Annotated in this window: 13 protein-coding genes; 6 read left to right on the top strand and 7 right to left on the bottom strand. The window is 44.6% G+C overall.

Annotation, left to right across the window (positions count from 1 at the left end):
• Positions 1–27: 27 nt before the first annotated feature.
• The 4 genes from peaD to peaA form a co-directional block, all read right to left on the bottom strand.
• The gene (peaD, locus tag VNM22_18850; protein ID HWP49222.1) at positions 28–1,104 is read right to left on the bottom strand and encodes a quinohemoprotein amine dehydrogenase subunit beta; all 1,077 of its coding nucleotides are present in this window, start codon (positions 1,102–1,104) and stop codon (positions 28–30) included.
• 137 nt (positions 1,105–1,241) lie between these two features.
• Positions 1,242–1,613, bottom strand: a complete 372-nt coding sequence (qhpC, locus tag VNM22_18845; GenBank protein ID HWP49221.1) for a quinohemoprotein amine dehydrogenase subunit gamma — start codon at positions 1,611–1,613, stop codon at positions 1,242–1,244.
• Entirely contained in the window at positions 1,600–3,051 is a 1,452-nt protein-coding gene (gene peaB, locus VNM22_18840) for a quinohemoprotein amine dehydrogenase maturation protein (GenBank protein ID HWP49220.1), read from the bottom strand. The genes qhpC and peaB overlap by 14 nt, the downstream gene beginning before the upstream one ends.
• A gap of 90 nt (positions 3,052–3,141) precedes the next feature.
• Positions 3,142–4,770 (bottom strand): quinohemoprotein amine dehydrogenase subunit alpha, encoded by a 1,629-nt coding sequence (gene peaA / locus VNM22_18835; GenBank protein HWP49219.1) that lies wholly within the window; start codon positions 4,768–4,770, stop codon positions 3,142–3,144.
• A gap of 318 nt (positions 4,771–5,088) precedes the next feature.
• On the opposite strand from peaA, the gene VNM22_18830 reads away from it, so the two are divergent.
• Complete coding sequence (locus VNM22_18830; GenBank protein ID HWP49218.1) at positions 5,089–5,532, top strand: hypothetical protein; 444 nt, start codon at positions 5,089–5,091, stop codon at positions 5,530–5,532.
• Positions 5,533–5,573: 41 nt separating this feature from the next.
• On the opposite strand, the gene VNM22_18825 is transcribed toward VNM22_18830, so the two are convergent.
• The gene (locus tag VNM22_18825; GenBank protein ID HWP49217.1) at positions 5,574–6,599 is read right to left on the bottom strand and encodes a zinc-binding dehydrogenase; all 1,026 of its coding nucleotides are present in this window, start codon (positions 6,597–6,599) and stop codon (positions 5,574–5,576) included.
• Between the two features lie 28 nt (positions 6,600–6,627).
• Entirely contained in the window at positions 6,628–8,235 is a 1,608-nt protein-coding gene (locus VNM22_18820; protein HWP49216.1) for an FTR1 family protein, read from the bottom strand.
• Between the two features lie 393 nt (positions 8,236–8,628).
• On the opposite strand from VNM22_18820, the gene VNM22_18815 reads away from it, so the two are divergent.
• From VNM22_18815 to VNM22_18795, 5 genes are all read left to right on the top strand, one after another.
• Positions 8,629–8,952, top strand: a complete 324-nt coding sequence (locus tag VNM22_18815; protein HWP49215.1) for a hypothetical protein — start codon at positions 8,629–8,631, stop codon at positions 8,950–8,952.
• A 102-nt stretch (positions 8,953–9,054) separates the two neighbouring features.
• Entirely contained in the window at positions 9,055–9,789 is a 735-nt protein-coding gene (gene dapB, locus VNM22_18810) for a 4-hydroxy-tetrahydrodipicolinate reductase (protein HWP49214.1), read from the top strand.
• A 103-nt stretch (positions 9,790–9,892) separates the two neighbouring features.
• Positions 9,893–10,792 carry a 4-hydroxy-tetrahydrodipicolinate synthase gene (gene dapA, locus VNM22_18805; protein ID HWP49213.1) on the top strand — a complete coding sequence of 300 codons (900 nt, stop codon included), beginning with the start codon at positions 9,893–9,895 and terminating at the stop codon, positions 10,790–10,792.
• 406 nt (positions 10,793–11,198) lie between these two features.
• Positions 11,199–11,516: a tetratricopeptide repeat protein gene (locus VNM22_18800; GenBank protein HWP49212.1), complete on the top strand. Its 318-nt coding sequence runs from the start codon at positions 11,199–11,201 to the stop codon at positions 11,514–11,516.
• Positions 11,517–11,625: 109 nt separating this feature from the next.
• Positions 11,626–12,579 (top strand): glycosyltransferase, encoded by a 954-nt coding sequence (locus VNM22_18795; protein ID HWP49211.1) that lies wholly within the window; start codon positions 11,626–11,628, stop codon positions 12,577–12,579.
• 12 nt (positions 12,580–12,591) lie between these two features.
• On the opposite strand, the gene VNM22_18790 is transcribed toward VNM22_18795, so the two are convergent.
• Positions 12,592–15,669, bottom strand: a complete 3,078-nt coding sequence (locus tag VNM22_18790) for a tetratricopeptide repeat protein (protein ID HWP49210.1) — start codon at positions 15,667–15,669, stop codon at positions 12,592–12,594.
• Positions 15,670–15,974 lie beyond the last annotated feature (305 nt).

Here is a 15,974-nt window from a genome sequence, read left to right as displayed (position 1 = left end):
ACTCATATACCCCCACACTCCTAGACCCTAAGGGACTTTAATCATCTTAAGTGAAGCAACGGATTGATCTCCTTTAAGGAGAATTTTCTTTAACTGCTTCAGGGTGGAAGTATCGTAGACGGCGATGTCCCGTTGGGTTCCTCCCAGGTAGAGTTTCTTACCATCACTGCTGATGTTTCCGGCGTAGTAGGTATGATCCAGCTTAACTCGGTCGGTAATCCGTTTTTGATCCAGGTCCACTTTGCTGAGCGTGGTATAAATCAGGTAAGCTTTTTTCTCGGTTGGGGAAATCACCGAGGAAAAGATAATGTTACTGAATACTTCCAGCTCCATCCATTCGGTATTGCCGTTGTTCAAATCCAGGTTCATAATACCTACCACAAAATTTCCTTTAATGGTATCTGGAGCCGACCAAACATTGGAAACGATATTGGTTTGTTCATAATGGGGCCAGAAATTAAGAACATCCACCTCTCCCAAACCGGTAATACCTATATTTTTGAGGGGAATGGTATCGATAACCTTACCTTGATCGGGATCAAGGACGTAAATATCTGGACCCTGGGCATACAGCTTTTTTCCATCTGTGGAGAAATACAGAAGGGAGACCTGTCTGGGGACCTCGAAGCTCCGGATAAATTTCTTTGTAGCCAGATCGATCACTCGAATTCGGGTTGGGAGTACTTTATACCGGTCCGATGCCAGTTCTACCGGAGCTTCATAAACATACAGCTTGTCACCAGCCCGATTAACGGCAATTTCTATAGCCTTAACCCGCTCGTTGGGTGTTGAAAGCTCAATTTGATCTATCTGTTTCCCCTGTTCAATATCAACAATGGCAATAGTTTCCCAGCGATTGGTAATGACGTAGACCTTTTTTCCTGCGGGGTCTGTAGCAATCTTAAAAGGAAATCCACGTCCCTGCAATTCGATAGTTTTAATGATTTCATCGGTTGTTCCATCGATGACATAAACATAATTACTACGGCTTGCGGCAATCAGCAAATCTTTTCCTGGAGCATGCTCAGAGTTCAAAACGAAGATCCCCACTAAAATCACAAAACAGAACCATCCCATCCAAACAGACCTGGTTTTGTTAGTCATAAACTTCTTAGTGTGGGAGTATGGGAGTGTGAAAGAAAGTAGGGGGGGTGTGGGAGTATGGGGGTATCACTCCCACACCCCCACACTCCCACACTTCTTTTAACACTCCCATACTTCCACACCCCCCCTACTATTCCTTACGCTTCCGGTTCCTCTTCCGGGAATACCGTTTCCAGCGTTCGCCAATCCTGGACGGCTGCATTACAACTGGCAGACCAGTTGGGATAGGTATTCAGGTTATCCGGGACTTGCGCAGGCCACCAGCAAGGGTCTGTACAACCATATAGGTCGGATTCCATGGGTTGACAAAGTTGAGCTACCCCGCCAAAAGGATCTACTTCCCATCCGGGATCCAGCGTAGAGGCACAGGCCAGAGGCATTTGCATACCTACCACGTCTGCCTTTTCTTCTTTTAGATCCGTTCTCTCTTCCTTGGGGTCAACGGTTTCTTCTCCCTGGGAAAGATAAGTAGCTTGAGCCTTTTTATTCACAGGTTTAAAGTGTTTCATAATTTGCCCTCCTTGGTTCTAAATATTTTGTAATAAACCCGGGGTTTTTCTCCATAATTTCTAAATAGACTCGAAGCCCGATCTCTTGCCAGCTTCTTAAAATATCGCAATAATGCAAATTGGGATGCAGCGCATCTCCATATCGTGTAAAGGCTTCATGATAGCAGCCTCCTGCACAAAGGTGCCGAATCCAGCATTTGCTGCAATCTGCTTTATTATCAATATGGGCCTCCCCCAAAAACATTCGAAGACCCGTAAAATCTACACCTTTCTGGACGTTTCCATAAGAGTGGACTTCAGAACCCGGCGTGCTTGGGAATCGATGGCAGAGATAAACATCTCCTTTGGGGTCTATATCCAGTAACCCGATTCCAGCTCCACAGGGAAGGAATTTGTTGGTTCCATGATAAAAGTCCATGACGATTTGACTGAGATTAGAGAAGCCCAGGTACTCGTCCTTCAAAGCCTTTTCTAGAAAAATTTGAGCCAGTTCCCTGAAGCCTGCATAAATTTCCGCCAAATCGACCACCGTTAAGGCAAAACTTTGGTTACTTCCCGAGGTAACCGGCGAAAATCCGACTTCATAGAACCCCAACTCCATGAGGTGATCAAAAATCCTCTGCACTTGGGTAACCCCTCGCGTCAATGTTACCCTGGCTCCAATAGGTCGAGACCGATAGGTACTCAACAACTCCTTGACCTTCGGAACAATTACGTCGTAGGTTCCCTGTCCTCCCTTAAAGACCCTTTGCTGATCATGAATCTCCCTAGGGCCATCGATACTGACCGTAACCCCGAATCGATGTTCCTTTAGAAAATGAATCATCTCCTTATTAAGGACGGTCGCATTGGTCGTTACGGTAAAGTCCACCCATTTACCCATCTTCTTTGCCAGGTCTTTGGCATAGGGTACAACCTGCTTGATGAGTTTAAAGTTAAGTAAAGCCTCGCCTCCAAAGAAGACTATCGTCAATTTTTTATTGGATCCGCTGTTCTCAAACAGAAAATCCACACTCTGTTTGGCCACTTCCCATTCCATTTGTTTGCCAGTTTTAAGATCTTCGAATCCCTCCCCATAACAGTAGTGGCACCCCATATTACACTTGTTGCTGACGTTTAGTACAATGGTTGTGAGCGGAGTGCTTTTGATCTCTACTTTCTTTTTAACAGGTATTTCTTTTCCAGGATCTTGGGTAATAATCTGAAGTTCTGTCAGTCCTTCTAAAATCTCCTGGATCTGCTCCCGGGAATATTTAGCTTCCATGACCCGAAATAGGCTTTCTGAGGTTACCGTCCTTTCGGATTTCAAGTGATCTAATAAAACCGAGGATGCTTCATCCAGCTCAAAGATGGAAGTATCCCTCACTGCCATTACATACCTTTTTCCGTTGACCTCCACATCATGGAAGTTTTCCGGATTAAGTTGAAGGGTAGGCATTCGAGTACTGAGTACTGAATACTGAGTACTGAGTGCTGAGTAATAAATCAGTATTACCCAGTACCCAGCACTTAATACTCAGTGCTTTTTTCATCTTAAAGGGGGTTTATTCCATCTGGGAAGGGTTACAATTAAAAACGCTCGAGCCATAAGGGGTTTAGCTCCCTCCGGTTGATAGGTTGCTACCACCCAGGCATCTCCGGCATTATTGGTTTCAAAAGGTCTCTCCGGGTTAGGGCCTTCTTCCCCTGGGGTATACAACCCATTCTGATCGATAGATCCCATATACTTGACATCCTCTTCATCAAAGGTTCGGAAGAATTCCTTAACTTCCCACTTAGCTTTCACAAGTCCCAAATCCATATCATCTTCGGTCCCTCTGGTTCCATCAGGACCGTTGGAAAAGGCAATAGCTTCAAACTGCTGAAGTTGTTTGGGTGCGGTAGTCCCCCCAAGACGAGCAATTGCCGAATCCGGAACAATTTTGATATAATCGACCTTGTCATAAACCCTTAGGAGTTCCAGACCGGTTATCTGACCTACGGTTACATTCCGTTTTCCGATGGGTGCCTTCCCATCTATGGTAACCTCAAGGGTTAAAGTCTGGTCGTCTGCCTGGTTAATCTTGGTTACTGAAAGTCCTTCTCCCAATGAGATATCTTTAGCTTGAAGATTTTTTGGAAGATCCACACCGAAAATCTTAAGGGTAGTGGTTCCCTGGGATGTTTTGAGAGCTTTTGGACTTACCGCTAGTACTTTGGATCCACTTCCTATCTTATAGGCGATATCCTCTCCGCCTATTTCACTGTGATCCGGTAAAAACCATCGACCGGATAAGGTATTGCCATCTTCAGAGAGAAAGTGAACTTCCCTGGCCCTGCCTCCATTGTCCAGTTTCACACTGCCCCGCCATTGAAATCCCGTATAGAGGGTTCCAACGCCGGTTCCCGAAAGTTTGGTTCCGTTTTCATATTCCACCGTAAAGGTTTCTTTGTAATGATCTCCTCCGGCTCGAGTTATTTCTACAATACCCTGGTAACTTCCCACGCCGGGTTGATAACCGATCACACGCCATTTCCCCTGAGGGTCTGGCTTGTCGGGTTTATTTTTCCATTTTGTCCAGGCATCGGATTCAAAGGGGAATTCCTTGGCCAGAATCTCTGCCACTTTTTTAGCGTCTCCATACCAATCAATATTTCTTCCCCCGGCTTGATACTCTATGGTTGGAAAGGCGGCTACATGAAAATCTATATGCAAAAGCCAGTCTTCCAATGTCCGTCTTTGAAGAGCGGCTCGGGCAAAACTATGGCACCGGGTACAGACAGTCTTGACCAGAGATAAAGACTCCGGAAGCTTTTCTACAATCCAATCCTTCCTTTCTAGAAGGTATTGATAATCTTTAACTTCTTCCGGAGCCAGTCCATATTCATCACTCAAATATTTAATGACGGCTTTTTTTTCTTCCGGAGTAATTTGTAAGCCGTTAACTATCTGCATCCGTGTGACCGTCATTTCCCACCCTTCAGGCGTTTTCCTTTGGAACGAGATACGGCTTCGCATCCCATCCGTTTGAAAATGACACACCGCGCACTTGGTCTCAACGACCGTACGTCCGCTTATCTCTTCCGAGAAGCCGATCTCCCCCACAAAACCGATGAAAAAGACCAAAACAAACAGAATCTTAAACAGGGAATCTCTTCTGAAACTTCCTCTCTTCATACCTTTACTCCCCCTCAGGTTAATTCAGGTTAATAATTTTATATCGGTTTGACCGTTCAGATATTTAAAATTGGAATAGCCCTGAAAAGCACAAGGTAGAAAGGGTAAAAATCTGTTATTTTGGTGTCTTACTCCGAAAAAGGGATCTTTGTCAAGAAAAAAGTACTTTCCAGAAAAATCTTGACAAAAATGGCGCGATTCTGTTTAAATATACATAGATACAAAACCTGTTTCGACAAGAGTTGAATCCCCTGGAACTTCCTGGAGACAGAGAAGGGGGTAATCTCGGGGGATTTTAGATAAGCGAGGTCATCGGAGATGAAAAGGCGTTGGAACTTATTAACAGGGATCATGAGTCTGATCTTCCTTCTGGCCGGTCTATCTCCTGTACCGGCCCGAGAACCCAGGGGCAAGGCTTTAGACCCGTCTGCTTTAACGATAGAGCAGCGCATTCAGACTATTCGGGCCAGGAATCATATAACCATTCCCCTCCCGGACGTCATAGAACCGGAGTTTAGTCAAACTCCCCGGGTCAAGATCCTTAATGATACCCCAAATAATTTAACCGTTTACTTCCGGGGTCCCAGCATCCGTCAGGTCACTTTAAGGCCTTGGAGTACCGAAACAATCCTCCTGCTTGCCGGGAACTATGAAGTTGCAGCCGAGGTTGATAATCCGGGTGTTCTTCCCTTTTTTGGTTCTCATCCCTATGATCGAGAAGACTATCAATTAATATTTTCAGTCCGTCCGTACCCCCGTTAAATTATAATAAAATAGGTTGTATTATCTCTTATTTATTTTTATTAGGGACAAAGAACCACTTTACATTCTGTTCCGGCACTCACCTTATCGAAGGCTTGTTGCCACTCCTCCAATGGCAACTGACAAGTCACAAGGGGACGGGTCTTGACCTTGCCCTGTTCAAGAAGGGCGATGGTCCGAAGCCATGCTTTAGGTACATGGGCGAAAACTCCGGTCATATAGACGTTTTTCATCACCAGGGTATTTAGATCCAGATTAACAGGCCTGGAAAAGAGTCCCATCTGTGTATATTGCCCACCTCGACGAACCAGATTCAGGCATTGCTGGGCCGACTTCTCTGCCCCGGCACATTCGATGACCACATCGGCTCCATATCCCTTTGTCAAATCCAGGACGATCTCATCCAGCTTTTCTTTCTGTATATCTACAGTTACATCAGCCCCCAACTCCTTAGCCAGTTTCAGGCGTGCGGCATCCTGACTCATCCCACAGATGATGGCGGTTGCTCCGGCAGTTTTAGCCAATTGCATACAAAGGAGACCGATACAACCCGGACCTGAGATCAGTACCACATCCTCAGGAAGGATTCGCGTATTTTCCAGAACCCCATTGACGCAACAGGTCAGTGGTTCACAGAGGGCCCCTCCGATATAATCCACGGTATCCGGGAGTTTATGTACGTTTCCCTCGGGAACGATCAGGTACTTTGCAAAGCCCCCATGGACATGGGTTCCAATAGACCGGCGCTCCGGGCAGAGATTGGGATTTCCGGAACGGCAGAAACGGCACGTTCCACAGGTTGAAAAATAGGTTTCCGTGGTTACCCGGTCTCCTGGACGAACTCTGGTGACCTTCTCCCCGACCTCGGCTATCTGCCCACAAACCTCGTGACCCAACGTAACCGGTGGAACACTTCGATATTCATCCCGAAGAATATGAATATCGGTCCCACAAATCCCGGCAGCCTTTACCTCGATCTTCACCTGATACGGTCCCGGGACAGGCTCCGGAATTTCCATGAGTTCTACGTTACCAAACCCCACCGATTTTTTAACGACGGCTTTCAAGTTAAAAACCTCCTTGTTGAATGGGAATTTAACGCGCCGTATTTACCTTGGGCGTTTGTAAAAACACATAAATCATGGCAAAAAGGGCTGCAAGCAGTAAAAGCCCTTGAATTAACAGGGATTGCAGGGTAGGATAAATACCAAAGATACCGATGGTAGGTATGTACTTAACCGGTGTTGCTTCCAATACCCCGGCCGTTTGGAGCTCGACAATTCCCTTGCCTGCAAAAACAAAAGCCAGATAGTAAAGAAGAATACTGGTAACGGTAAAGAAGGTTTTGATGGGAATTTTGAGGCTTCCGTATTTGAAAAGAAGGAAAAGGACTACCAATAGACCACATCCTACCAGGAAACCCAAAATAATGTTGAGTTCTCCCCCCATTTCAGCGCTGGATAAGAGCGCTTGATAAAATAAAACCGTCTCAGCGCCTTCCCTGAAAACAGCTAAAAAGGCTGTGAACCAGAGAGCCATCAGGCTTCCTTTGGAAAGGGACTCCTGGACTTTCTTTTGAATAAATTGCTGCCATTTACTGGCCTGAGCCTTACTGATCAACCAGTAACTGACATAAAAAAGAACAACAGAAGCCAGGATCATCGTGGCCCCTTCCAGAAACTCCCGACTGGAAGTAAAGGTCCTGAAAAGGGTTTGAAATAGGAAAGCTATCAGGAAACTGGCCAACATTGCCACGATAGAACCCTGATAAATAAATTTAACTTTATCTGAATGTCCAATTCGGGCCAGATAGGCCGCCAAAGCACTGACAATCAGAATCGCTTCGAAACCTTCCCGGGTGATAATAATGAGGGAATTAAAAAAAAGGGAAGTTTTACCTTCCTTTTCCTGAGTAAGAAGCTGAACAGCCTGATCTAGTTTTGCCTCCAGGGATTTGATCATCTTCTCGACCTCCTCGTTGGAGGCATCCGATCCCATTAAACTGATGACCTTACCAAAGAGGGATTCCAGTTCGGTTTTTAAGGCATCGGATTTAACCGCAATGGCTGCTTCCATTCCTTCAAATTGCTCAAAGTAGGCTTCAGAAACCATGTTTTTCGCTTTTTTATGATCTCCACTGCGGTAAGTCTCTAAGGCTTTAGCCAGGGTACCTTTTAAAGCGATCACCTGATCCTGGAAAGAAGTTTTATTTTGTTTGGAAGGTGGGGAAGGAGACCCCTCTGCAGGTTTATCCCCCGAGGGTGCAGGAGAAGAAGGTTCCACCTTTATCTTAGGGACCGCTTTGGCCTGATCCAGGGCCGGAATTGTTTTTTTAAGCTCTGTGACAAGCTCATTGATAAGATTTTCTGTCGATGCCGCCGGGGCCTGAGAAATCAGGCTTTGTCGAATTTTACCAAATCGGGATTCCAGGTCTAAAGCGTTCTGCGAGGAAATATGTTCTTTGATGGCATCTTCCATATCGCTGGCCTCAAAGGTACCGAAATAGGCTTCGGTAATCAACTCCTTGGCTTTTTCCATATCTCCTGCTTGCTGGGCTTTTAAAGCTTCTTTCAAGGTGTTATCGATCTTGGCTACTACCGCATTCCAGGGTGATTTTTCCCCGGTCGCCTGGACCATAGACCCGTTATTCCAGATGAAGATAATCCCTATTAAAAATAAAAAAATGAGGATTTTGGTTCTCATGCTAAACACTCCTTGTTAAATAGGTCCTTTTGAATTTTCGGTTGTTGTGAGTTTTTGATAGTTGAAATTGATAATCTATATCAAAAATAGGGGGGACTTCCAGAATCTGTCAACCAAAATGTGAAGCAAAATTATTAAAAGTCAGGAGTCTAGAATCCAGATCCGAATTCATATTAAGCCGTATGAAACCCTCTTTAAAAAGAATCGGATTTCTGACTCTGGCCATGACAGGGATGGGGATTTTTCTTTGGGTTTTCTTCTCCTTTATAGCTTTTATACCCCACTCCCTTTAGGAGGGGAGAAATCTTTTACCCCTCAAAATTATCTTGGTATCTTCGGTAACCCTATAATTTTAGATACCGTTTTACGGACCACAGGTATTGCGCCCCCACGATGCTTCTTGGTGGGCTTGTAGTTTATCCGGCGGCTTATTTTCTGGCCCGAAAAATCTCTCAGAAAAGAGGGCTTATGGGGATGGTTCTCCTGGTTATCCCTTTTTGGACGAGTTCTTTGATTCGTACGATTTTCTGGCTTCCCCTACGGGGGCGAAATGGGGTGATAAATCTGGTTCTTATGAGAGTAAGGCTCGTGGACTATCCGCTGGATATTTTCTTATTTTCGGAATTTGCCCTGCAGAGCGCACTGATCCAATATTACGTTGTTTTCCTGATAGGACCTATTTATAGTTTCCTTATTGAAGGACATGCTTTTCTTTAAATTTAAACAAAAAACTTCTTGTCAAGGATCTCTTTCCTTGTTCATAATACAATCATGTTGGGTAAGTAAACAAATAAATCTGTCAAGGAGGTGAGGGGAAGCATGAATATTGCCATCATAGGATACGGGAAAATGGGAAAAGAAATACAGTCTACGGCTATTGAGCAAGGCCTGGTGGTGCGAGCTATTATAGATCCTTTGGTCAAGGAAGCGGATTTTCCCGACATTACCGAGGAGAGCGTAAAAGATATTGATGTGGGTATTGAATTTACGGCTCCTTCTGTAACGGTGGATAACATTAAGAAGATGGCCAGACTCGGTAAGAATATGGTTGTAGGAACCACGGGATGGTATGATCGGCTGGATGAAATTAAAAAGGTTGTGGAAGAGGGAGGAATCGGATTTGTCTATTCGCCGAATTTCTCCTTGGGGATGAATCTGTTCTACAAATTGATAGAGGAGGCAGCCAGGCTCTTCAATCGCTATGAGATGTACGATGTATTCTGTTATGAGCTTCATAACAATCAAAAGGTAGATAGTCCCAGTGGAACGGCCAAGGTTATTGGAAAAATTTTACTGGATCATATTGACAGGAAAAAAAAATTGGTGTTTGATAGATTAGACCGAAGGATCGAGAAAGAGGAGTTACATGTTGCCAGTGTTCGGGCCGGATTTATCCCGGGAACCCACATAGTCGGATTTGATTCCGAGGCGGATACCATTGAAATCAAACACGTGGCACGAAGTCGGAAAGGCTTTGCCATGGGAGCTGTTTTGGCAGCTAAATGGATCCAAGGCAAGAAGGGTTTTTATACCATGGCCGATGTGTTAAGGTAAAAAATTTGTCTGTTGTTCGTCGTCCGTTGTTCGTCGTCCGTTGTATAGCTTTTCATTTACAATGGGCAACAGACAACAGGCAACGGACAGAAAAGAGAAAACTATGAGTACTATTACCGACACGTCCATCTTTCGAGGTTCTATCGTTGCGTTGGTTACTCCTTTCAAGAAAACCGGGGAGGTGGACGAGGAAAAACTTCGGGAGCTAGTTAACTGGCATATCGAAGAGGGTACAGATGCCATTGTACCCTGTGGAACCACCGGTGAAAGCGTAACCATGACGCATCAAGAACAAGAGCGTGTCATCCGAATTGTAATAGAAGAAGCCCGCGGGCGCATTCCGGTTATCGCAGGTGCTGGAACCAATAACACGGCTGCCAGCATTGAAATGTCCAAACGAGCTAAAGCCCTGGGGGCACAAGGGGTTTTAATCGTATGCCCCTATTATAATAAACCCACCCAGGAGGGTATCGCCCGGCATTACAAAGCCATTGCCCAAGAAGTCCAAATTCCCGTCGTCGTTTATAACGTTCCCAGCAGAACCGGAACGAATATCACCGCAGAAACACTCCTCCGCCTGGCCCAGGAACCTTATATTGTAGCCGTTAAAGAAGCTTCCGGAAACATCGTCCAGATGATGCAGATTCTAAAGGACCGTCCCTCTCATTTTAGGGTCCTTGCCGGAGATGACGTCTTTGCTTATCCCCTGATCGCTCTAGGTGGAGATGGTTGTATCTCGGTGGTAGCCAACGAAACACCCAGATTATTCAGTCAGATGATTCATCTCTGCCTGGATAAAAAATTTGATGAAGCCCTTAAAATCCATAATCAATTGTTCTCTCTCATGAATCTCAACTTCATCGAGACCAATCCCATTCCGGTTAAGACCGCCCTTGAAATGATGGGTAAAATGAAGGCCTACTTCCGATTACCCCTGTGCGAAATGGGAGAGGCCAACAAGGAAAAACTAAGGATCGGATTGAAGGAATTAAACCTGATTTAAAAATCAAGGACCAGAAATCAGAACTTAGAAATTATTCCGGTTCTGATTTCTGGCCCCTACCTTCTTTCCCCTAAAGGTTTTTATCTCCCCAACCTTGGAAAGTCCCATATCTGATGCCACTCACTTGTAATCCAACGTGGATCCTGTCATCCAGATGTATCCTGTCATCCAGAGTGAAGTGAAAATAATCTGTCTTTATACCGCTATTTTAATGAAGGGGCGAAAACCTAAACAGAGGGGGATTGTAGGGGCGACCGGCCGGTCGCCCATACTATTAAGGGTAGAAAATGTTTCTATGAATAACCGCTTTTAGGTTGACTTTTTTTTCAGATAGCCTAAATTAGGCATTAAATTCCCTGTAACGCAACAAGACGACTTATCCAGTTAAAAAGGAAGATGACCGGTTATGAGTACCAAAGAAGAACATTATGAGCAAGGATTTAACTTTTTTGCTAAAGGCCTGGTGGATGAGGCCATCGCCGAGTATCAAAAAGCTATCGCCTTAGATCCCCAATTTACAATGGCTTATCTGGCCCTATCTATGGCCTACGAAAAAAAAGAGGCTCTGGATGAAGCCATTGTAACAATTAAAAAGGCCATTGAACTGGATCCCCAGGACCCCCTGCTCCATACCAGTTTATCCAGATTCTATCAAAAGAAGGGCATGATTCCAGAAGCCGAGCAGGAAAAGGCCATTGCCGGTAGCTTACAAAGAAAATTTTAATAAGAAAGAAACTCCCATTTTCTCGGAAAGAAATAAAAAATCGGTTGAATCTGAAAAAACAGAAAAAAGAACCAGGAGACCTTACTTGTAATGATTTAAAAGGAGTTTTATGATGGATATAGATCTATCGGTAGTCATTCCGGTTTATAACGAAGAGACCAATATCAAGATATTAATCCCCCAGGTGAAGAGTGTTTTAGATAAAATCAAAAAAACTTACGAAATCATTCTTGTAGATGATGGAAGTTCGGATGGAACATTCAAAACCCTCAAAAAACTGGCCGAGCAGGATCCGAATCTCAAGCTGGTTCGATTTAGAAGGAATTTCGGTCAAACTGCTGCTTTATCTGCCGGGTTTGATCTGGCCAGGGGTAAAGTAGTTATCCCTATGGATGGAGATCTCCAAAATGATCCAGAAGATATTCCCCGCCTCTTAGAAAAGATGGAAGAGGGGTATGACGTTGTAAGTGGATGGCGAGAGAACAGAAAGGACCGGTTTTTGACCCGAAAATTGCCGTCTTATCTGGCCAACAAGCTTATTTCCATAACTACCCGGGTCCACCTCCATGATTACGGGTGTACGCTCAAAGCCTATAAGAAGGAGATTCTGGACGGCATTCAGCTTTATGGTGAAATGCATCGATTTATCCCGGCTTTAGCCAGTTGGATGGGAGTGCGCGTTGCCGAAATTAAAGTTAATCATCGTCCCCGGGAATATGGAAACAGTAAATACGGCTTATCTCGAACTATTAAGGTCCTTCTAGACCTGATTAATGTTAAATTTTTACTGAGTTATTCAACAAAGCCTCTCCATTTGTTCGGCTCAATAGGGCTTTTCTTTATGGTTTGCTCGTTGTTTTTGCTCATTGTTTCCTTATCTTTTAAGTTCACCTATCATACGCTCCTCAGTAATAACTCTACTTTTCTACTCTCCATCATCTTTTTCCTGGTCGGAATTATTTTAATCTGCATGGGACTTTTGGGGGAAATTATGGTACGTATGTACTATGAATCTCAGCACAAACCGATTTATGTTATTGCAGAGAAGGTGAACTTTGAATAAATCCAAAGATTCCTATTTAGAAAGGTTTTGCTCAGCCTGTTCTAACCCCTGGGAGGCTTCGGTATTTTTAGGGTCGAGTTTAAGGACTTTCTTAAATTCTTCGGTGGCCTTCGGGTAATCACCCTGTTGAAGATAGATCTTGGCCAGGCTCAGCCGGGCTTCCAGGAAGTTAGGATTAATTTCTAGGGCCTGTTGAAGTTTAACCAGAGCCTCGGAGGCTTTATCCTGGGATAGGAGAAGGGTAGCCAATCCATAGAGAGCTTCCACATTTTTATCATCCAGTCGCAAAGCCTCCTGATAAGCGGCTATCGCTTTCGGAATCAGACCCTGTTTCGTATAAACTTTCCCCAGGCCAACTTGAGCTTCGGGGAGAGCTTCATTCAACTTGAGGGCCGTTTTCAATTCAGAAAGGGCTTCATCATATTTTCCCATCTCTACATAGGCGATACCTAAATTCGCATGGGCTTCTGCATACTCCAGATCAAGCTCTAAAGCCTTTTTGTATTCGGCTATGGCCTCCGAAAATTTTTTCTGAGCGGCATAAACCTGTCCAAGGTGGTTATGGGCCGGAGCAAAATTAGGATTGATCTGGAGTATTTCCCGGTACTTTGCTTCTGCTTCTGAATAATGGCCTTGTTTCGCATGGACAAGCCCAATACCTAAATGAGACCAGGCATCTTCAGGATGTTCTTGCAAAACTTGAATAAACTCAGAAATGGCTTCCGGGTATTTACCTAAACGGTAGTAAATCAAGCCGAGATTCGTTCGTACTCCCGGAAACTTGGGATCTATTTGAAGAACTTTCTGATATTGTTCGATGGCTTCGGCATTAGCTTGCCGCCGAGCATAAGCAAGTCCCAGGCCGTAAAGCGCTTCTGGATATTCGGGTCGTATCTGAAGAGCCTGTTTATAAGCTTCTATAGCCTCATAGGTCTTGTTTTGTCTAAAATAAACATCTCCCAAAGCCTGATAGGCCTCTGCATAGTTGGGATTAATCTGGATGGCTTCCTTTAGTTCTTTAATGGCTTCGGGGTATTGATTTAAATGGGAGTAGGCAAGGCTGAGCTGGAGATGGGATTTTTCATCTTCTGGATTAAGCCGAAGGGCCTGTTGGTATTCAAAAATGGCCTCGGAATATTTACCCTGCTCGGTATAAAGTTGTCCGATACTTCGATGGGCCAGGGTCTTTAAAGAGGGTTGAAGATCCGATTTTAAAACCTCGTTATATTCTCGGACTGCAGCGTTAAAATCCCCAGAGGCCTGGTAAACTTTCGCCAGCCCGTAATGAGCCAGGGTTTCCACTTCCTTCTGCGTGGGATCATATTTTCCGGGTTCTGACACCTTTTCTCCTAGAGACAACAGACTTTGATAGACATTTTTGGCCTCCCCGTATTTGCCTGTTAAAAGGTAAAGTTCTCCTAATTTTAAATGGAGAAGGGGGAATAAAAACTTATCTGAAAATTCAGAGCTACCTGTCGAGGAATTCAGATTTTGATCCCGGATCGCCGTTTTAATTTCAATGGCTTTATTAAGATTCCATATGGCCCGGGGATAATCCTTCTGGACCCTGTAAAGGGTTGAAAGCTGGTAATAAGCTTCCGGAAAGTCGGGTTTCAGTTTAATAGCTTCTCGATAAGCTTCAGCCGCTTTGTTCAAATGCTCGGTTTTAGATTTGGATTCTGAAATCTCCTGATCTACAGCGATCTCATGGGCCAATCCCAGATTAAAGTGGGTCTTAGGATTTGCATAGTGGAAAGCCAGAGCCTTTTGAAAGTTATCCAGGGCCAATTCCCAATCTTTTCCATGGGTTTTGGGATTTGAAAGAAATTTTTGGTAGGCTTCTAAGCCCTCTGAAAAGTAAAAATAACTTCTCCATCCCTCATCGGTAGAAGAGGGGAGTATAGTACTTACGTGGGCAGAGGCCAATTTATAGGCTAAAATTCGGATAAGCTTCTGAATCTTCTCATCAGGACGTTCGGTTTCAGGCGCAGGGGGATAGACTTCCAGATCTGTTTCGGATACATTAAAAAATTTTTTCTTGCCTAAGGACGCCACAATGGAGTAGGAGGATCCAAATTTCTGGATACTTCCTGAGAGGAATTTATCTTCCTGATTCAACAGCTTTTTAGCCTCTAAAAGGGCAGGATAAAGGGGTATTTTGAAGGAACCCAGTCGAATAGACTCGGCCTTTTTAAAGGTAACCCGAAGGGGTTCTGTAGCAGGAGGTAGAAGAATTGGCTTCTCTTCTAAGAGAGTCCGTATCAGGGGGTGTTCTTCTTCCTTAGAGAACTTTTGAAGATCTTGAATTCGCACCAATTCACCGACCAGTTGATTGGCCAGGCTTTCACCCATGGCTTCCGAGGTCTCAAATCCCATACCGCTCTCAAAAGGTAAAACCGTTATACTTGGCTCCCCATTAACCAGATAGTAAACGAAAAAGCCAAACAAAGTTAAAATCAGAACGGCTAGAATAATTTTGGTGGTCAGAACCAGAAAGGTTTTGATTCGATCCAGGGTTCGGGTGAATTTATCCCAAAAGGAAAGTTCCCATTCATCTTCTGATCTATCGACCCTAAAATCGAACTCCGAAGGCCTTTTCAACTCGGGTCCTCTGGGAGAGGCCGAAATGGGTCCAGATCCCGGGGGCGGATTTGATGGAGGCCTGGGTTCTACCAGTCGTCGGGGGGGATGTTTGGGTTCTGGTGGTCCGGAAAGTCGGGAGTCCGTGAATTTTATGGGTCGATGGGGAGGTACCTGGGATTCCGATGCCTGTCCCCCAGCCGGTTCCTTGGGTTGTGTCAGCCTGGTAGGAATACGAGGAAATCCGCGACCTATGGGTTGAGGGGAGGGAGAGGGTTTGGGTTCGGAAGGTTCAGGAGGTTTCAATAATTCGTCCCGGGTTTTTAAAAGGGCATACTCCACCGCTGCACTGATATCATCTTCCGTCAGTTTGGGGTATTTGGCAATAATGTCATTGAAAGAAGAACCTGTTGATAGGAGATCTAAAATGGTATGAATGGGGACACCCGCTCCTTTAATAAAAGGCTTTCCGTTAAAAAGGTTTGGGTCTGTGATAATGCGTGGGTTCATTTATTAAATAAAACTAAGGCCATCTTATGGGTATACTCGGTCAGTTTTAGGTTATGATAACCTTTAAAATTAGGTTACTTCAACTGGAGGAAATCTGTCAAGGATAAAAACGGTAGGAAATCTATGAACTTACGCCATATCGAGGTTTTAAGACTTCTTTTCAAATTCTAGAGTTTTACATTTTTTGGCCGATCAAATTACTTTAACCTTTAAATTGAAGTTCATCATCCTACAGTAGGGGCGGAAGGCCTTCCGCCCGTATTTACTACCTTTCCCCTCCCCCCCAGCCCCTCTCCCGAAACTTC

It is taken from the genome of Candidatus Limnocylindrales bacterium (assembly GCA_035559535.1).
Classification (GTDB): domain Bacteria; phylum Moduliflexota; class Moduliflexia; order Moduliflexales; family JAUQPW01; genus JAUQPW01.
The sequence above is the reverse complement of the archived record's forward strand: the minus strand, read 5'-3'. Positions and strand labels throughout refer to the sequence as shown.

Excerpts from the sequence above, each read along its gene's own strand:
- peaD (HWP49222.1), bottom strand. The coding sequence starts at position 1,104 with ATGACTAACAAAACCAGGTCTGTTTGGATGGGATGGTTCTGTTTTGTG.
- qhpC (HWP49221.1), bottom strand. The coding sequence starts at position 1,613 with ATGAAACACTTTAAACCTGTGAATAAAAAGGCTCAAGCTACTTATCTT.
- peaB (HWP49220.1), bottom strand. The coding sequence starts at position 3,051 with ATGCCTACCCTTCAACTTAATCCGGAAAACTTCCATGATGTGGAGGTC.
- peaA (HWP49219.1), bottom strand. The coding sequence starts at position 4,770 with ATGAAGAGAGGAAGTTTCAGAAGAGATTCCCTGTTTAAGATTCTGTTT.
- VNM22_18830 (HWP49218.1), top strand. The coding sequence starts at position 5,089 with ATGAAAAGGCGTTGGAACTTATTAACAGGGATCATGAGTCTGATCTTC.
- VNM22_18820 (HWP49216.1), bottom strand. The coding sequence starts at position 8,235 with ATGAGAACCAAAATCCTCATTTTTTTATTTTTAATAGGGATTATCTTC.
- VNM22_18815 (HWP49215.1), top strand. The coding sequence starts at position 8,629 with ATGCTTCTTGGTGGGCTTGTAGTTTATCCGGCGGCTTATTTTCTGGCC.
- dapB (HWP49214.1), top strand. The coding sequence starts at position 9,055 with ATGAATATTGCCATCATAGGATACGGGAAAATGGGAAAAGAAATACAG.
- dapA (HWP49213.1), top strand. The coding sequence starts at position 9,893 with ATGAGTACTATTACCGACACGTCCATCTTTCGAGGTTCTATCGTTGCG.
- VNM22_18800 (HWP49212.1), top strand. The coding sequence starts at position 11,199 with ATGAGTACCAAAGAAGAACATTATGAGCAAGGATTTAACTTTTTTGCT.
- VNM22_18795 (HWP49211.1), top strand. The coding sequence starts at position 11,626 with ATGATGGATATAGATCTATCGGTAGTCATTCCGGTTTATAACGAAGAG.
- VNM22_18790 (HWP49210.1), bottom strand. The coding sequence starts at position 15,669 with ATGAACCCACGCATTATCACAGACCCAAACCTTTTTAACGGAAAGCCT.